Origin of the sequence: Nocardia sp. NPDC006982 (assembly GCF_042869435.1) — a bacterium.
Taxonomy (GTDB): domain Bacteria; phylum Actinomycetota; class Actinomycetes; order Mycobacteriales; family Mycobacteriaceae; genus Nocardia.
Genome location: NZ_JBIAFV010000002.1, coordinates 223,576 through 239,385, shown reverse-complemented (window position 1 = coordinate 239,385; position 15,810 = coordinate 223,576). Strand labels below are relative to the sequence as shown.

Here is a 15,810-nt window from a genome sequence, read left to right as displayed (position 1 = left end):
AAGAGTTTCCCCGGACCAGGCATCGGCCACCCCCTGGCCGGTAGTACCCCCGGTCGGTAGTACTACCGGCCGAGTCGCCCGAGGAATTGCAGCATCAGCTGATCGATTTCACACGCGTGCGTGAGATTCGGTGTGTGCGCGGCGCCCTCGATGGTGTGGAATTCCGCGGGACCACCGAGTCCCTTTGTCAGTAAATCGATGGCGTCGTGATCGAAGGCCGGATCGGAGGCGCCGCGCACCAATAGCGCGGGGCAGGTGATATCGCCGATGAGATCGGAGATGTCGTCCACATTGATCAGACAGTCGGCCGCCGCGGCGACCCGTCCCCGGTCACCACTCAACCATTTGGCCAGCCACGGTTGATGATCGGACCGATCACCGCCGATGATCAAGCCCGCCACCATCTTCGCGATCACCGTCAGCGGACCGGTGCCGATCCAGGCATCGGTGACCTGGCGATAGCCGACCCGCTGCACGTCGCTGTAGGCCTGCGCCGAACAGCCGAGCAGGATCAGGCCATCCACTCGCGGCGGGCACAGCAGGGCCATGCGCAGCGCGGTGAACCCACCCTGCCCGACACCACCGACGACCACCCGGTCGATGCCGAGCTGGTCGACCACCGACCAGGCATCGCGGGCCAGATCCCAGAAACTGTATGCGCCGTGGTCGTGTTCGGTCAGTCCGTGGCCGCGCGCATCGATCGAGATCACGCGGTATTCCGGGGCAAGTGCGGCAATCTGGTTCGCGAACATTTCGTGATCCATGAAGAAGGCGTGCCCGAGGACCACCGCGGGCCCGGATCCTCCGCTGTCGACGAAGTGCACTTTCGCGCCGGCGGAGGTTACGAAGGGCATAACCGTGCTCCTGTCAGACTGCGTCCCCCGAAATAGAGCAGCCTAACAAGAACCGGTTATACCAACGGTTTTCACCACAGCACGGGCAACTCCTCGACACCGCCGGTGAAGCTGCTGGTGCGCATCGGCACCGCGGTAGGGTCGACGGCCAGGCGCATGGTCGGGAACCGGGTCACCAATTGGGTGAATACGGTGTGCAATTCGATGCGGGCCAGCGGTGCGCCGATGCAGTGCCGCGCACCGTAGCCGAAGGTCACATGGGAGCCGTCCTTTCGGGTCACGTCGACGCGGTCGGGATCGGTGAAGACCGTCGGATCGTGGTTTGCCGCGGTCAGATCCAGCAGGACGAGATCGCCGGTGTGCACCTCGTTTCCGTCGATCTCCATATCGGTGCGCGCATAGCGGGGCATCTGGGTGGCATCCGCCGTCCGCAGGAGTTCTTCGATCGCGGTCGGCACCAGTTCGGGGTTGTCGACCAGGGTCTGCCATTGGTCGAGGTTTTCCAGTAGCCGTTTAGCGCCGACCCCGATCTGGACCACCGTGGTCTCGTGGCCGCCGAACAATAGACCGAGGCCGAGCGTGGCAATGCCCTGATCGGACAGATCGTCTCGGGCGCACAGATGCGACAGCACATCATCGGTCTGGTCGTGCCGTTTGCGTTGGACCAATGCCATGAAGTACTCGAACAATCCGGCGACACCCTGCTGCACCTTCGCGGCGTCCTGCTGCTCGCCGAGGGCCTCGGTCCAGGCGCGGAACCGATCGCGGTCGGCGTAGGGCACACCGAGCAGTTCGCAGATGACCAATAGCGGCAGCGGCAGCGCCACGGCGGTGTGCAGGTCGGCGGGGGAGCCCTGCGCGGACATCTCGTCGAACAACCGCGTGGTGAGTTCTTCCACCCTGGGCCGCAAATCGCGCATCCGGCGCGGCGAGAAGAACGGCACCACCAATTCGCGCAGTCGGGCCTGATCGGCGGGTTCGGTCTCGAAATTGCCGAGCGGGCCGCCGAAGAACATCGAATCCGAGGCCCGCGCAGCGGTTTCCGGCGTTGGATGCGCGCGGCCTAGGCGCGGATCGGCGAATAATGTCCGCACCTGCGCGTAGCTGGTGGCCAACCAGCCTTCATGGCCGAGCGCGGTGCGCGTCCGTTGGATGGTGTCACCCGTGACGGGGCAGCCCATGTCCACGGTCACTCCTTACGTAGTTCTCGGTTCGGACTCATTCGGGCAAGCGCACCCGCAGCAGATTGCCGCTGGCGGTGCCGACCAGGAATTCCCTTTCGGTGCTTCGGGATACGGCGATCGAGGTCATCGGCTCACCCGTCAGGACGGTGCACGTCGAGTGATCCGCCGGATTGATGCGCACGAGCCGGCCCGAGGTGGTGGCGTCGTAGAGCATGCCGTCCGGACCGATGGCGAGATCGTCGGGCAGCGGTGGCGCGCCGGGTCCGGCGGCCAGATCCGCGATGACGGTGGCATGCGAGGGATCGTCGAGCGGGATGCGCAGGATGCGGCCGTTCGGGCTGAGATACAGCGTGACGTAGAGCGCGTCACCGTCGACCAGAATGCCGTCGACACCGAAATGCTTTGCTCGGTCGGACCATTCGGTGTCGACGCTGCCGTCCGGCCGGATCCGGACAACGCCGGTCGAGGTGTCGGCGACGAAAAGGTTTCCCGCGGTATCGAATGCGGCGCCATTGGCCATGCCCAGACCGGAGGCGAAGATATCGGCCTGCGGCATCTCGGCTGTGGGATCAATGCGGACAACGCCGCCACCCTTTGCACCGGGTACCAGATTGGTCGGGAAGTTCCCGTACGTCACGTAGATCAGCTGGTCTGGGCCGAGTTTCACCGCACCGGGATAGGCGACCGCGACCCTGGCGGTAACGCGGCCGGACGGGTCATAACGAACCACTTCGTTGCGTCGCACCCGCGAGACCCACAGGTCACCGCGCGCGTCATAGGCCAGACCCTCGGCCCAGTCCTCATCCCGAACGACCGCGGCCGCCGCGATCGTCGCGGTGGCTGTTTTGCACGAAACCGATTCGGCCGCTGCCGAAACCGGAATCAAGCCGACGAACGCGCAGGCGATCGCGGTGCCGACCACTATCGCGTTCACCATGCGACGGGCAACGAGGTCAGGCCCTTGGTGACAACGTTCTCGCGCACCTGCAACTCGTCCGGGTCGACGGTCAGATGCAGTGTCGGGAAGCGAGATATCAGCTGACCGAAGGCGACCTGCAATTCGATGCGAGCCAGCGGCGCACCGGTGCAGTAGTGCAGGCCGTAGCCGAACGCCAGATGCTGCCCCTCCGCCCGGGTCACGTCGAGTTGGCGCGCATTGGTGAAAATCTCCGGATCGTGGTTGGCCGAATCGACGTCCAGCAGCACCAGATCGCCCGTTCGGACGGTGACGCCGTCGATCTCCATATCGGTGCGCGCATAGCGGGCGAAGGCGGTGGAATCGTGTACGCGCAGCAGTTCCTCGATCGCGGCGGGCACCAGCTCCGGCTGGTCGACCAGCTGCTGCCACTGCGCCGGATTCCGCAGCAATTGCACGGTGCACAGGCCGATTTCGACGACAGTGGTCTCGTGCCCCGCCAAGAGCAAGCCCATGGCCAGCGTCGCGATGGCATCGTCGGCCAGGTCCGGCACCTCGCACAGCTTGGCGATCACGCCCTCGCCCGGTTCCCGGCGCAGCCGTTCGACCAGCGACTTGCAGTACAGGAACCATTCGGCTCCGGCCTGTCCCGACTTCGCGCCGTCGCTGGTGTCGAACAGCGCCTCGCTCCAGATCCGGAACTGCGCGCGATCCTCGTAGGGGACACCGAGTAGTTCGCTGATGACCAGCAGCGGCAGCGGTTCGGCGAAGGCCTTGTGCAGGTCGGCGGGCGAGCCCTTTTCGGCCATATCGTCGAGCAGCTGCGTGGTGAACGCGGCCACCCGCGGCGTGAGCTCGCGCATCCGCTTGGCCGAGAACAGCGGATTCAACAGTCCGCGCATGCGCGCGTTATCGGCGGGTTCGGTCTCGAAGTTCCCGAACGGGCGGCCGAAGAACACCGACTCCGACGACCGTGCCGCCGTCTCCGGCGTCGGATGGGAACGGCCCAGACGTACATCGGTGAACAGCTCTTTCACCTTGTGATAGCCGCAGACCTTCCAGGCCTCGTCGCCCGTCGCCGTGCGGACGCGGCTGATCGAGCTGGGTGCGGCGTCGGTTCCGGTGAAGGGGCATGCGAGTTCCGATGAGTCGGTGGTCATGGCTCACTCCTTGCTAACAAGCTCTTGTACAAGCAAGCTTAAACATAATTGCTTGTACTATTCCACTTGAACAAGGAGGTGATGTCGTGCCCGAAAGCCCAACGCCCGCCGAGACTTCGGCGCAACCCGTCCGGCGCATGCCGCGTGCCCAGCGGCGCGAGCAGATCCTCGCCGCGGCCACCCGCGCGGTGGCCCGCAACGGATTCACCGGGACTGGCCTGCCCGATATCGCTGCCGAGGCCGGCATTACGCACGTCATCCTCTACCGGCACTTCGCCTCGAAAGCCGATCTGTACCGGGCCGTGCTGGAACGGGCATACACCAGGCTCGGCGACGCCGTCGGCACCGAAAAGCTGGACGGCACAAGCATTTCCGCGCTACTGCGGGCAGCCGCCGCGGATCCCGACGCCTTTCGGCTGCTGTTCCGGCACGCCGTGCGTGAGCCCGAATTCCGCGATGTCATCGATATGGTCCGCAGCTATTCGACGATGATCGCGCAGCGGTATCTCACCGATGCCGTGCCTGCGGGGCCGTGGCAGGACTGGGCCGCGCAGGTCATCCCCACCTTCATCCTGGATGCGGTGATCGCCTGGCTCGATGCCGGACAGCCGGATCTCGACGATGCCGCCGAGCGGATCAATCGCGCGGCCCGCGCGCTCATCGAGGTCGCTGGTGGCGAATTGGTCCAGAAGGATTGAGCGGCAAGGCATAACGTCATCCATGGGCGGCGACCCGAAGGAGGAACATGGATGAACTACAGGTGCCGACGCTCGCCGAATTCGTGCGGATGCGGCGGCAGCGGCCGACCGCGGCACATCCGGGCGGCCTGAGCCGACAGCAGCTGGCCGAGGCGATCCACTCCAGCGTCGGCTATCTCGCCAAGATCGAGCAGGGCGGTGCGTTCAATCCGAGCCCATCGATTCTCGATGCGCTCGCCGAGGTCTTCGCACTGGATCCGGACGAGCGCATCCATCTGTATCACCTTGCGCAGCAAAGGTTAACCGACCGTGGATCGCAACATTCCGGTCCGCCCATCCGCGAGACGCTCGACGCCTTGACGCCGCATCTGGCGGCCGCCCTGGACGACGGCTGGCGCGTCCTCGAATGCAATGCGGCCTTCGACGCGGCATTTCCCGGCCTGCACCCCAACGGAAATGTGCTGCGGTGGATGTTCACCGATCCGCGGGCGCGGCTGGTGATCGAGGAGTGGGAACGCGAGGCCGATCTGATGGTCGGTCGCTTCCGCGGCTACGCAGGCCGGGCGGGCGACCGAGCCGATGTAAAGCTGCTCCTGCGAGAGTTGGGCGCACACCCCGACTTCCACCGTCTGTGGAACACCGGCCGGGTTTACGTCGGCCGCCGGGACCCAACCATTCGGCTCCGGAATCGCAAGACGGGCAAGCCGTTCGAGGTTCACGTTCAACGATTCCGCACCACATTGCCCGAGGCGACGCGTCAACTGTTCGTCGGACTGGTCGAGGACCTCGCGGCCGGGTAGCGGCATCCGCTCACTCCGGTCAACCACTGCGACAACGGCTCTCAGTGCAGGGGTGAAAAGGCTAATTACTTGGCGAGCGATTCAATCCGTCGGACTCAGCGTGCGTGCAAAGCATGGGCGAAGCGACCTGCATAAAGTAGATCGGGGATCGACAACAGGTGAGGCATCGGGGGAGCGCTTCTCGCCGCACTCGACGCTGTGACGAGCATTCGGCCCAGTTCGCATCGTTGGTCATGACGTCGAGTAGTACGCATGAATCGATCAGGACGACCGGTTCATTGATGGGCGTGGGCTACTCGCCACGGAGCAGGTGCATGATCTCGTCGGTGGTCATACCGTCGACATCCCGGCTAAGTGCGGTGCCATGCAGCCGACGAACGAGGCACTGCCCCTTGGTCGACGCGCCTTCGGCGCTCACGACCTCCACGTCATCGCCTTCACACAGATTGTGCTCAGCGCGTAGATTCGCCGGGATGGTCACCTGCCCCTTGCTGTTGAGCAGCATGTCGGCCTCCTTGTCACGACGCATACGTAATGTGGGTACTACGTACTGCTACCTCGAATGATGAGTAGAAGCTGCACAAGGGGGACGGTCGAGAGCGTGACAGCTCCAACATTCCCCATTCCCCACTCCCAACGTATCTCGAAGGCCGGTGAATGCCATAAGGCCACGCAGACCCAAGAACGGCAGCGGGACGGGCCACTGATTCGACTGACGCTTCCGTTCTTCCATGATTTTATTGCTTACCGAACGCTTCGAACCGTTGGACACAGCGTTCATATAAAGCGTGGAGAGAAAAGATCAGCGCTAAGTAGATCGGGATTGCCAAGATTTCCCCGTTCTCGTCTAGGAAAATGAGAACCGCTGCTGCCGCCACTGCGGCATATACGGTGAAGAACGCGCTGCGAACTACGACTAGGAGTCGCCCCTCAGGTGGCTCTCGTCGGCTGATTGCGATCGCAATCAGCATCACTGCCAATGCTGACCCGATCGCAACTCGCTGGACGATACCGACTCCCGCCCAATCGCCGACGAACGTGAACATGAGTCCGCACCCGATCAGGGTGGGCGGGGCAGCTACAGCAACGAGCCCGAAGAGGCGAACTCGTCGTTCCCATTTAGTCCTGCTCTGGGTCTCTTCATCGGACACGATTAGGTGATCTTCCAACCAGATTTGTTGTCCCCGTCAACCGATGCATCACTAAAACTCGATGCCTGGGAGTCGGGCCACTTCCCGTCAGGGAAGCCCCTATCGAGCTCACCAAATGCTTTTGCCTGTGTTCCGGCAAAGGTAGTCACCAGGGTGACTGCAGACCAAATCGCTGCTGTGGAGATACCGGCCGTCGCGGCAATATCGGCGATGCTGATACCTGCGCCAACGCCGGAGAGTAGCTCGCCGATCGCCCTGGCGAGACCGAGCAGGAATTCAGCACATATCGCCAGTATCCCGGCATAGAAAGCGAGGCCTCCCACTGCGGAATCCATCATCGCACTCCTCGCTTTCTCGGCGATGTCGGAAAATGTTCCTGCGGCGGTACTCTGGCTAGTGCACGTCTGCATATACGACAGCCGCGCAGCACCTTCCCAGTTTCGAAGTGCTTGCACATTGTTGGGGTCGAGCCCCTGCTTGACCGCAGTTGCGACATCCCGCACGTCTGCCCAGTCCTTGCTTCGCAGGTACATTTCGTACGGTGCGCGTACTCCATGGTATATTTCTTTAATCTTTTCCCATATCCATTTGCAAATCTCGATGATTTTGTCTGCGCAAGCCTTGATAACCCGCTGAAGTGAGGGAAGTAGTCTCACGTAAGGGAGATCGAGGGCATCGTCCTTCGCGTTCGGGACATCGCTTCTAATTGCGTTGTCAACCTTGTCGAAAAACTTGTCCAACCCATCGAGAACCGAATTGTATTGAGAAACGTCAAAACTCATTGTCAGCTTCCTGGTTTACCAGATATTGTCGATGCGATGCTTGCCAGCTGCGTCCTCGGCCTCATAAGTATCAGCGCAAACACGCAGCACGTTGGCCACCTCCGTGAAGCGTTGGGAAGCTTCGTCTGATCGGCTGGACAAGTCGGTGACGAGTTTGTCGTTCGCGCTGACGATTACCTGGAACAATCCCGCTTCAAGGTGGGTGAACGTCAGAGTCTGTATCTTTGTCTTGAGATCCGACATGGCCGTTGACTTGCCGTCCCAAACACCTGCGTCGGTACGCAATGAGCCAGTGGCAACCTTGAGTTTCTGCGGATCAGCACCCACTGGGTCCCCCTGTCGATTGATTTTGCATGTTCAGTAGAGTCCCATCACTGATGATGTAGCTAGTTATCGTCGAGTTGGCTTGCCTGCCGGAACATCTGAGTCGGCTCGCGGGGCATTGGGCAACCTTGAACTCCTGTGCAGTGGTGCTCACCATTTCTCCTCAGGTGATCGAATCTGCATGTTGGCAAGGGTTTGGATCGCGTCGTTGGCCATCGTGCCGAAGGTGCTTGCGGCACTGTCATTTCCAGTTGCGAGCCGCCGACGATGGGCCTGGTCATATGATTCCTGGACTGCCCACGCAATCGAGCCGCCTCCGGCCTCCATTCCCCATGGAATGCGGATGATGCAGTCGACAATACTGTTTTTGCTCAACGTGATCGACGCATAGAGTTCGTCCTCTGAACCGATCGTGCCCACGAATTCGCCGGACTTCGCTTCGTTGGGATTGCTGTTCAGCATTCGAAGTGCTGCCTCCAGCAGTTGCTCGGTGCCGACTGCCGAGGAGGGGGTAGGTTCTGGTGGGGTGAACTTGGTCGGTACGACATCGTTCATACTTAATGTTTCGAGTCTGTCGATAGTGCCGTTTTCGACGGCGGTGGTGCAGGTCGATTCGAAGCGCTTCTGTTCGGCGTCCTGGACAGCGTTGACAACGGCTGTGCCGATACCACTTGGATCGAGGTATCGTTGCCAGTTGTCCGATACGATAATTCGAGCGAGTTCTCCTGTGCCCGTGAGAATGACCTCCACTGCCCCCGTGGTATCGCGACCTGTGACGTGGGTCGGCCCGGCGGTGAAGACCTCTTGCATCAGACCTGATATTGCCTGCGTATACCCGTGGAACTGGGCAAGGTCGTTAAGTAGCTTGTCGAGTCCTCCTGAATCTGGTGTTCGCGGAGGCGTGGTATCGGAGGTTGAAACAGGCGACCCGCGCAAACTCGATGTCTGCGAAAGATCGGGATCTCCGGGAGCAGCAAGAGGAGGCGGGTTGAATGGGTGAGGTGGGGTGTCGGGACGAGCGGGCGTTGCCGGTGGAGCCGGACTTAGCGAAGGAGGCGGGCTCAGAGGATGGTGTGGAGTTGGCACCGCAGGAGAGGTTTTGGGCTTCGGTTCAAGGGGTTCTTCGTCCCAGAATTCGTCGGGGTCGTCGTAGTGGTTGTAAAACCCTCCGGCCATCATCGCACCTCGCGGTAACCGCTGGCCGTCAACGCGGACAGCGTTGTCTTCTCTGGAATCTGCATCAAACCCCCATTTGCGCTAGCTCCGCCATGAGGCGGACGCCACCACACTGTCTGGCATAGTTCGCATTGTCAAACGGAGCAGCTGGCGTGCTTTAGCAGGTGAAAGCCCTTGTGGACGAACACGCTTCATGCCGGATGCCGTTGGTTTGTGTCCGGCAGGTGAAACTCGTGGCAGAGTGTCCACGTCCATCGACAGCCCCTCCTCTCTGCTCGTTCGCCCAAAGTACTGGACGCATGAATCGGATGATCGGTTCCATTAGGACGCACAAACACTACGAATGGGATCGATCCTGGGGGTTCGAGTCGTGTGGTGCCGTGACGGGTGATAGTCGCCACAGCCCGACGTCAAGCTCGGCCGAGCGAGTCGGCACGCGGTGCACGGCGAACGTGATTGCGTGGGGCGAGTCGGGTTGTGAATCGCTGTGGGATGCAACACTTCCTGGGGTTATGCGCTGATTGCATGAGAATTCGTCATGTTGGGTCCAGGTGGGATTGCGGCGTGGTGTGCTGGGCCGTACAACGCGAAACCTGCAGGGAGGCGGGCATGTCGGAGGACGGATCGATGGACGGGTCGACGCTGGCGCGGCGGCAGCTGGGGAAGTATCTGCGCGATGGGAGGCAAGGGTGCGGGCTCTCGCTTCAGCAGGCGGCAGGGTTATTGGAGCGCAGCGCCAGCACGTTGCAGCGCATCGAGAAGGGGGTGGTTGCGAATCTGCGCGAGGTGGACCTCGACGCGCTGTGCAAGATCTACGAGTTCGACGCGATCCATACTGCTGCGATGAAAGGTCTTGCGGCACAAGGCAATGAACTGAGCTGGTGGTGTGAGTACGATGATCTGATACCGGCGAACTTCGACTACTTCGTCGGGCTGGAGGCGTCGGCGCAGCGCCTGACAACTTACGAGCCCGAACTTGTACACGGTTTGTTGCAGACCCCTGCCTATGCGAGCGTGCTGATCCGGTCCGTGTACCCGGATGACGGTCCGGAAGAGCACGCGCGCAGGGTGCAGTTGCGAATGCGCCGACAAGCCAGAATCACGCGCAAGTATCAGCCAGCGAAGCTCGATGTCATCCTGAAAGAGTCGGTTCTGCGGTGCATGGTCGGCGGGCCGAAAGTGATGGCAACTCAGATGAGGTACCTGGCAGAGATGGGGTGACGCCCCAATGTGAACGTGCAGATCCTCCCGTTCAGTGCGGGAATCCCGTTGGGTGTCGCGGTCGGCCCGTTCATCATCCTCGAATTCGGTGAGGATCGCCGGGGGCAGGTGATCGAGCCGCCGGTTGTCTATACGGAATCGGTTACCGGGGATTTGTATCTTGCAAAACCAAGCGCTCTTCAGCGATACCATGAGGCGTACGAGGGTCTGCGGCGCAGTGCGATGGATGTACCCGCCAGCCGAGCTCTCTTGAGGCAGATGGCGAAGGAGTACGGGTCCTGATGGTCGATCTTTCGAACGCGAAGTGGTTCAAGAGCAGCCGCAGTGGCGGTGACAAGGCTTGTGTCGAAGTCGCGTTCCTCTCGAACGACCGTGTCGGCGTTCGCGATTCGAAGAACCCATCCGGTCCGGCACTGACGTTCTCCTCGGCCGAGTGGTCGGCCTTCATGGCTGCTGCAACTCGTGGCGAGTTCAACGCCTGATTGATACCTCGTTGCTCCCGCCTCACGCGGGCGTCCCTGTCCAACGTTTCCGCACCGAGTCGTGTACCAGCGGCTGGCCTGAGCTTTCACAGCCGGTGAGCATGTCAGCGCACAATCGGCCCGCCGGTGGCAGGTCCGGCGGGCCGATTCGAGGCGCGGATTCCTGGGTCAGGCAGGAGTTTCCGCGAGCAGAGAGCCGATGGCCCGCAGGTGATCGGTGGCCCCGCCCAGTGCGAATTCATTGTGCTTCGCGGCGGTGAAGTAGTTGTGCACGATGTGGTCGCGGTCGATGCCGACGCCGCCGTGCACGTGAACCACGGTGTGCGCCACTCGGTGTCCGGCATCGGCGGCCCAGAACTTGGCTGTGTGTACGGCTTCCGCGCTGGCAAGATCCTCGGAAACCCGCCAGGCCGCCTGGGTGACCGCCAGCCGCAGCCCCTGAACGTCGATGTAGGCATCGGCGAGGCGCTGCGCTACGGCCTGGAAGCTGCCGACCGCCTTGCCGAATTGCTCACGCTCGCGGGCATATTCGGCGACCAGCTCGAGTGCGCGCTCCAGGGTGCCCAATTGCTGTGCGCTCAGGCCGAGCCAGGCGCGGGTCAGGATCCAGTCCAGGATTTCCGCACCGGAGTCGACCGTCGCGACCAATTCGGCCGGGGTGTCATGGAATTCGACGCCGAACTCGGCGCTGAAGTCGACCACGCGCTGTGCGGTCAGGTTCACCGTCGCATCGGTGGGATCCACCAGGAACAGTGCGGGAGCTCCGGAAACCGTGGCGGGGACCAGGATTCGGGCCGCACGATCGGCGTAGGGCACCGTGGTCTTCGCGCCGGTGAGTCGCCAGGTGCCGTCGGCCTCGTGCGCAACGGTGGTCGGTTTGGTCGGCTCCCAGTTGTGCTCCTCGGCGAGCCCGGCGGTGAGGATGATGCTGCCCTCGCCCGCCTGGCGTGCCCAATCCTGTTGAGCGTCCGAGCCGAAACGCGCGAGCGCACCCGCGCCAACCACGATCGACCACAGGTACGGGACCGCGGCGACGTGCTTGCCGAGTTCACGCAGCACGGAACTCTGCTCGAGCGCGCCGAAATCGCCGCCGCCCACCGACTCCGGCAGTGCGGCGGCCAAAACGCCGGTCTCCGCGAGCGACTGCCACAGTGGGCCGTCGAAGCGGCCCTCGGCATCGAGTTCGCGGATCCGGTCCGCGGTGACCAATTTGGCGCAGACCTCGGCGGTCAGGCGGGTCAGATCGAGCTGAGCTTCGGTGGGTGTGAAATCCATGGTGTCTACCTGCTTTCTGCGGTGCGAGCGACGGGCCCGGAGGCGGTAGCTTGCGTGACCACGTGGGGCCCCGGGAGCGCCGCGATCGAATACAGCTCAGCGCGCGGCGGCGGGTTGCTTCAGCGCGGTCATGGCGATGATGTCGCGCTGGACCTCGTTGGTGCCGCCACCGAAGGTGAGGATCAGCGCGGCGCGGTGGAACCGCTCCAACCGTCCGCGCAGCTCGGCGCCGGGCGAATCCTGACGCAGATAGGCCTGCGGGCCGAGGATTTCCATCAGCAGCCGGTAGGCCTCGGTGGACAGTTCGGTGCCGTAGACCTTGCAGGTCGAGGCGTCCCACGGCCGCGGTGCGGCATCCCCGCCCGCATCGGCGCGGCTGGCGATCTCCCAGTTCAGCAGCTTCAGATATTCGACCTTGGCCTGCACCCTGGCCAGATTGAGCCGCACCCATTCCTGATCGATGACCCGGGAACCGTCGCCTGCCTTGGTGTTGCGTGCCCATTCGGTGGTCTGGTTCAGCGCGACCATGAGCGGTCCGGCCGAGGTGAGCGCGACGCGTTCGTGGTTGAGTTGATTGGTGATCAGCGCCCAGCCGCCGTTCTCCTGGCCGACCAGCGAACTGGTCGGCACCCGGACGTCCTGGTAGTAGGTGGCGCTGGTATCCGGTCCGGCCATGGTGTGCACCGGGGTCCAGGAGAAGCCCTCGGCAGTGGTCGGCACGATGAGCATGCTGATGCCCTTGTGCTTCTTGGCAGTCGGATCGGTGCGGACCGCGAGCCAGACATAGTCGGCGTACGCGATCAGGCTGGTCCACATCTTCTGGCCGTTGATCACGTAGTCGTCGCCGTCGCGCACGGCGGTGGTGCGCAGGCTGGCCAGGTCGGTGCCCGCGCCCGGTTCCGAATAGCCGATGGAGAAGTGCAGTTCGCCCGCGGCGATCTTGGGCAGGAAGAACTTCTTCTGCTCCTCGCTGCCGTAGTGCATGATCGTCGGCGCCACCGAATTGATGGTGAGGAAGGGCACCGGCGCACCGGCGATGGCCGCCTCATCGGTGAAGATCAGCTGGTCCATGGTCGGGCGGTCCTGGCCGCCGAACTCCTTGGGCCAGGCCAGGGTGAGCCAGCCGTCGCGGCCCATTTCCTGGACCACCTCGCGGTAGACGTTGCCGTGGCCGTACTCGCCGGTGGTCGCGCTCAGCGCGGCTCGGCGCTCCGGGGTGATCAGCCGCGCGAAGTAGTCGCGCAGCTCCGCGCGGAGCTCTTCCTGCTGCGGCGTGTACGCAATGCGCATGGCAATACCTCTTGGGGGATGGTCAGCCGACGGAGCTTGCGGAGTCGGCGGGGTGGGAATAGTTCAGCCTTCGTTCGGTGTCGGTCAACCGATCATTGCATACGAACTGAAACATGTTCCAGTATTGCTACCGAATCCGCACAATGGCGGTACCCGATATGACCTGGTGTTGTTAGGCTTCGACCAGAGTCGCGTTTAAGGAGTTCCCATGAAGGTCACGGTCGATCTGGATCAGTGTGAGGCCAACGGAATCTGTGTCGGAATCGCCCCCGACGTGTTCGAACTCGATGACGAGGATGTGCTGCACATCGTGGAAGCCGACGTACCTGAGGATCGGCTCGCCGATGTCGAAGACGCGGTGGCCCAGTGTCCGAAGGCGGCGCTGAAGTTGCAGTAGCCGGCGCTTGCCGTCAGATAGGAACACGTTCTAGAGTCGGCCCGTGAGTGAGCGCAGCGAACGAACCGAAGACACAGCGTGTATCACACACGGCGGAACCGAGCGCAGCGAGGTGCAGCCGTGAGTGATGTAGACAACACGGATGTGAGCCTTGCTGGGCGGGTGGCCATCGTTACCGGTGGCGGCGCCGGACTGGGGCGCGCCGAGGCGCTGGCCTTGGCGGGGGCGGGCGCGTCGGTGGTGGTCAACGACCTGACGGAGTCGGATGCGGTGGCCGAGACCCTCGCCGATATCCGTGCGCTCGGCGCCAAGGCCGAGTTCGTCGCGGGCAGCATTGCCGAGCGGTCGACCGCCGATGCGCTCATCAGCACCGCCGAGGAAGCTTTCGGCAGCGTCGACATCGTGGTGAACAATGCGGGCATCACCCGCGACCGCATGCTGTTCAACATGTCCGACGAGGATTTCGACGCGGTGGTCGCGGTGCATCTGCGCGGCCATTTCCTATTGACTCGTAATGCGGGCGCCTACTGGCGGGCCAAGTCCAAGGCGGCGGGCGCGCCGATCTACGGCAGGCTCGTCAACACCTCTTCCGAGGCGGGCCTGCTCGGCCCGGAGGGGCAGGCCAACTACGGTGCGGCCAAGGCGGGTATCACCGCGCTGACGCTCTCCGCCGCGCGCGGTCTGTCCCGATTCGGCGTGCGCGCCAATGCGATTGCGCCGCGGGCGCGCACCGCGATGACCGAGGCGGTCTTCAGCGCGGCGCCGGAGGGCGGCATCGATCCGCTCTCGCCGGATCATGTGGCGCGCTTGGTCGCATATCTCGCTTCGCCCGCCGCCGACGCGGTCAACGGCCAACTGTTCGTGGTGTACGGGCCGATGGTCGCCTTGATGGCCGCGCCGGTCGTCGAGGAGCGCTTCGATGCCGCCGATGATCACTGGTCGGTAAATGATCTCGCCGCCACGCTCGGCGGTTACTTCGCGCAGCGGCCCACAGGGCGTACGTTTTCAGCGTCTTCTTTGATCGATCTGGACAACTGACACTGTGATGGCGGGTGCCATCGAAAACCAGCTGATCGCTCGTCCAGTTGTTGATCACCGGTGCGGCACTTGGTAGACATGGGAGTCGACGGTGCGTAACGCCTCACGAAGGTTAGGCCACCCTCAAATGACACCTGTTACAAATTCATGGGCCGAATTTGAGAAAAATGGCAGTTCAAATATGCCAAAAAGCTTCCTACAGCAATGTGAACATGTTCTAATCGTTGCGGCGATGTGGCCAGGGCGGGCCATCGTGCGATGAGCAGAATCAGCAGGATGAGCAAGGAGGATCGTGCATGAACGAGGTCCTTGCTGTGCCATTGCGGGCAGTCGGCGGATTCTTCGAACTCGTTGCCGACGTCGCGCGGGCCAGCATTCGACGTCCGTTCCAAGGGCGCGAGTTCATTGATCAGGCCTGGTTCATCGCACGCGTTTCGATCATTCCGACACTGCTGGTGGCGATTCCGTTCACCGTGCTGGTGAGCTTCACGCTCAACATTCTGCTGCGCGAGATCGGCGCCGCGGATCTCAGCGGCGCCGGTGCGGCATTCGGTGCGGTCACCCAGGTCGGGCCGATTGTCACCGTATTGATCGTGGCGGGCGCAGGCGCCACCGCGATCTGCGCGGATCTCGGGGCTCGAACCATTCGCGAAGAGATCGATGCGATGCGCGTACTCGGTATCGACCCGGTGCAGCGGCTGGTGGTGCCGCGCGTGCTGGCCTCGATGTTCGTGGCATTGATGTTGAACGGCCTGGTGTGCACCATCGGCATCGTCGGCGGCTTCCTGTTCTCGGTGCTGCTGCAGGACGTGAATCCCGGCGCTTTCGTCAATGGCATCACGCTGCTCACCCATCTGCCCGAGCTGGTCATCTCCGAAGTGAAGGCCGGATTGTTCGGGCTGATCGCCGGACTGGTGGCCTGTTATCTCGGCCTGAATGTCAAAGGTGGTCCCAAGAGTGTCGGTGATGCGGTGAATCAGACCGTCGTCTTCGCCTTTATGGCCTTGTTCGTGGTGAATGTTGTGGTCACCGCCGTCGGTATCAAGTTCGCGGCGCGGTGAG

At 62.9% G+C, this 15,810-nt stretch carries 17 protein-coding genes and 1 pseudogene; 7 read left to right on the top strand and 11 right to left on the bottom strand.

All coding sequences use genetic code 11. From position 1 onward, the window contains the following. Positions 1–62: 62 nt before the first annotated feature. The 4 genes from ACFYOW_RS10115 to ACFYOW_RS10100 form a co-directional block, all read right to left on the bottom strand. The gene (locus ACFYOW_RS10115) at positions 63–854 is read right to left on the bottom strand and encodes an alpha/beta fold hydrolase (protein WP_387286439.1); all 792 of its coding nucleotides are present in this window, start codon (positions 852–854) and stop codon (positions 63–65) included. Positions 855–925: 71 nt separating this feature from the next. After that, the gene (locus ACFYOW_RS10110; RefSeq protein WP_387287432.1) at positions 926–2,035 is read right to left on the bottom strand and encodes a cytochrome P450; all 1,110 of its coding nucleotides are present in this window, start codon (positions 2,033–2,035) and stop codon (positions 926–928) included. A 37-nt stretch (positions 2,036–2,072) separates the two neighbouring features. Then, complete coding sequence (locus ACFYOW_RS10105; protein ID WP_387286437.1) at positions 2,073–2,975, bottom strand: SMP-30/gluconolactonase/LRE family protein; 903 nt, start codon at positions 2,973–2,975, stop codon at positions 2,073–2,075. Continuing rightward, a complete protein-coding gene (locus ACFYOW_RS10100) occupies positions 2,969–4,114 on the bottom strand; it encodes a cytochrome P450 (RefSeq protein WP_387286435.1) in 1,146 nt (381 codons plus the stop codon). Before ACFYOW_RS10100 ends, ACFYOW_RS10105 begins: the two co-directional genes overlap by 7 nt. 86 nt (positions 4,115–4,200) lie before the next feature. On the opposite strand from ACFYOW_RS10100, the gene ACFYOW_RS10095 reads away from it, so the two are divergent. Together ACFYOW_RS10095 and ACFYOW_RS10090 are read left to right on the top strand one after the other, a co-directional pair. After that, positions 4,201–4,812, top strand: a complete 612-nt coding sequence (locus ACFYOW_RS10095; RefSeq protein ID WP_357481616.1) for a TetR/AcrR family transcriptional regulator — start codon at positions 4,201–4,203, stop codon at positions 4,810–4,812. A 47-nt stretch (positions 4,813–4,859) separates the two neighbouring features. After that, a complete protein-coding gene (locus ACFYOW_RS10090; RefSeq protein WP_387286432.1) occupies positions 4,860–5,612 on the top strand; it encodes a helix-turn-helix transcriptional regulator in 753 nt (250 codons plus the stop codon). 292 nt (positions 5,613–5,904) lie between these two features. Here ACFYOW_RS10090 and ACFYOW_RS10085 read toward each other — a convergent pair whose 3' ends face one another. The 5 genes from ACFYOW_RS10085 to ACFYOW_RS10065 all read right to left on the bottom strand — a co-directional run bounded on the left by ACFYOW_RS10085 (position 5,905) and on the right by ACFYOW_RS10065 (position 8,679). Then, positions 5,905–6,117: an AbrB/MazE/SpoVT family DNA-binding domain-containing protein gene (locus tag ACFYOW_RS10085; protein ID WP_387286430.1), complete on the bottom strand. Its 213-nt coding sequence runs from the start codon at positions 6,115–6,117 to the stop codon at positions 5,905–5,907. 232 nt (positions 6,118–6,349) lie between these two features. Beyond that, the gene (locus tag ACFYOW_RS10080; RefSeq protein ID WP_387286428.1) at positions 6,350–6,658 is read right to left on the bottom strand and encodes a hypothetical protein; all 309 of its coding nucleotides are present in this window, start codon (positions 6,656–6,658) and stop codon (positions 6,350–6,352) included. A 107-nt stretch (positions 6,659–6,765) separates the two neighbouring features. Further along, positions 6,766–7,545 carry a hypothetical protein gene (locus ACFYOW_RS10075; RefSeq protein WP_387286426.1) on the bottom strand — a complete coding sequence of 260 codons (780 nt, stop codon included), beginning with the start codon at positions 7,543–7,545 and terminating at the stop codon, positions 6,766–6,768. 15 nt (positions 7,546–7,560) lie between these two features. After that, complete coding sequence (locus ACFYOW_RS10070) at positions 7,561–7,872, bottom strand: hypothetical protein (RefSeq protein WP_387286424.1); 312 nt, start codon at positions 7,870–7,872, stop codon at positions 7,561–7,563. Positions 7,873–8,019: 147 nt separating this feature from the next. Then, complete coding sequence (locus ACFYOW_RS10065; protein WP_387286423.1) at positions 8,020–8,679, bottom strand: hypothetical protein; 660 nt, start codon at positions 8,677–8,679, stop codon at positions 8,020–8,022. A gap of 858 nt (positions 8,680–9,537) precedes the next feature. On the opposite strand from ACFYOW_RS10065, the pseudogene ACFYOW_RS10060 reads away from it, so the two are divergent. Both ACFYOW_RS10060 and ACFYOW_RS10055 read left to right on the top strand, forming a co-directional pair. After that, a pseudogene (locus ACFYOW_RS10060) lies at positions 9,538–10,548 on the top strand (helix-turn-helix domain-containing protein). After that, positions 10,548–10,748, top strand: a complete 201-nt coding sequence (locus ACFYOW_RS10055; RefSeq protein WP_387286421.1) for a DUF397 domain-containing protein — start codon at positions 10,548–10,550, stop codon at positions 10,746–10,748. Before ACFYOW_RS10060 ends, ACFYOW_RS10055 begins: the two are co-directional and overlap by 1 nt. Positions 10,749–10,916: 168 nt before the next feature. Here the strand turns inward: ACFYOW_RS10055 and ACFYOW_RS10050 are convergent, their stop codons facing one another. After that, the gene (locus ACFYOW_RS10050; protein WP_387286419.1) at positions 10,917–12,023 is read right to left on the bottom strand and encodes an acyl-CoA dehydrogenase family protein; all 1,107 of its coding nucleotides are present in this window, start codon (positions 12,021–12,023) and stop codon (positions 10,917–10,919) included. Between the two features lie 96 nt (positions 12,024–12,119). Continuing rightward, positions 12,120–13,313 (bottom strand): acyl-CoA dehydrogenase family protein, encoded by a 1,194-nt coding sequence (locus ACFYOW_RS10045; protein ID WP_364357308.1) that lies wholly within the window; start codon positions 13,311–13,313, stop codon positions 12,120–12,122. Positions 13,314–13,521: 208 nt separating this feature from the next. Here ACFYOW_RS10045 and ACFYOW_RS10040 point away from each other — a divergent pair, with 208 nt between their 5' ends. The 3 genes from ACFYOW_RS10040 to ACFYOW_RS10030 all read left to right on the top strand — a co-directional run bounded on the left by ACFYOW_RS10040 (position 13,522) and on the right by ACFYOW_RS10030 (position 15,809). Continuing rightward, positions 13,522–13,710: a ferredoxin gene (locus ACFYOW_RS10040; protein ID WP_387286417.1), complete on the top strand. Its 189-nt coding sequence runs from the start codon at positions 13,522–13,524 to the stop codon at positions 13,708–13,710. 120 nt (positions 13,711–13,830) lie between these two features. Beyond that, on the top strand, positions 13,831–14,748 hold the full coding sequence (locus tag ACFYOW_RS10035; RefSeq protein WP_063046665.1) for a 3-oxoacyl-ACP reductase: 918 nt from the start codon (positions 13,831–13,833) through the stop codon (positions 14,746–14,748). Between the two features lie 296 nt (positions 14,749–15,044). Then, positions 15,045–15,809 carry an MlaE family ABC transporter permease gene (locus ACFYOW_RS10030; protein ID WP_387286415.1) on the top strand — a complete coding sequence of 255 codons (765 nt, stop codon included), beginning with the start codon at positions 15,045–15,047 and terminating at the stop codon, positions 15,807–15,809. Position 15,810 lies beyond the last annotated feature (1 nt).

Coding starts and splice junctions, on each gene's coding strand:
- ACFYOW_RS10040 (WP_387286417.1), top strand. CDS start 13,522: ATGAAGGTCACGGTCGATCTGGATCAGTGTGAGGCCAACGGAATCTGT.
- ACFYOW_RS10065 (WP_387286423.1), bottom strand. CDS start 8,679: ATGCAAGAGGTCTTCACCGCCGGGCCGACCCACGTCACAGGTCGCGAT.
- ACFYOW_RS10090 (WP_387286432.1), top strand. CDS start 4,860: ATGGATGAACTACAGGTGCCGACGCTCGCCGAATTCGTGCGGATGCGG.
- ACFYOW_RS10045 (WP_364357308.1), bottom strand. CDS start 13,313: ATGCGCATTGCGTACACGCCGCAGCAGGAAGAGCTCCGCGCGGAGCTG.
- ACFYOW_RS10110 (WP_387287432.1), bottom strand. CDS start 2,035: ATGGGCTGCCCCGTCACGGGTGACACCATCCAACGGACGCGCACCGCG.
- ACFYOW_RS10030 (WP_387286415.1), top strand. CDS start 15,045: ATGAACGAGGTCCTTGCTGTGCCATTGCGGGCAGTCGGCGGATTCTTC.
- ACFYOW_RS10080 (WP_387286428.1), bottom strand. CDS start 6,658: ATGTTCACGTTCGTCGGCGATTGGGCGGGAGTCGGTATCGTCCAGCGA.
- ACFYOW_RS10115 (WP_387286439.1), bottom strand. CDS start 854: ATGCCCTTCGTAACCTCCGCCGGCGCGAAAGTGCACTTCGTCGACAGC.
- ACFYOW_RS10050 (WP_387286419.1), bottom strand. CDS start 12,023: ATGGATTTCACACCCACCGAAGCTCAGCTCGATCTGACCCGCCTGACC.
- ACFYOW_RS10085 (WP_387286430.1), bottom strand. CDS start 6,117: ATGCTGCTCAACAGCAAGGGGCAGGTGACCATCCCGGCGAATCTACGC.
- ACFYOW_RS10055 (WP_387286421.1), top strand. CDS start 10,548: ATGGTCGATCTTTCGAACGCGAAGTGGTTCAAGAGCAGCCGCAGTGGC.
- ACFYOW_RS10075 (WP_387286426.1), bottom strand. CDS start 7,545: ATGAGTTTTGACGTTTCTCAATACAATTCGGTTCTCGATGGGTTGGAC.
- ACFYOW_RS10100 (WP_387286435.1), bottom strand. CDS start 4,114: ATGACCACCGACTCATCGGAACTCGCATGCCCCTTCACCGGAACCGAC.
- ACFYOW_RS10105 (WP_387286437.1), bottom strand. CDS start 2,975: ATGGTGAACGCGATAGTGGTCGGCACCGCGATCGCCTGCGCGTTCGTC.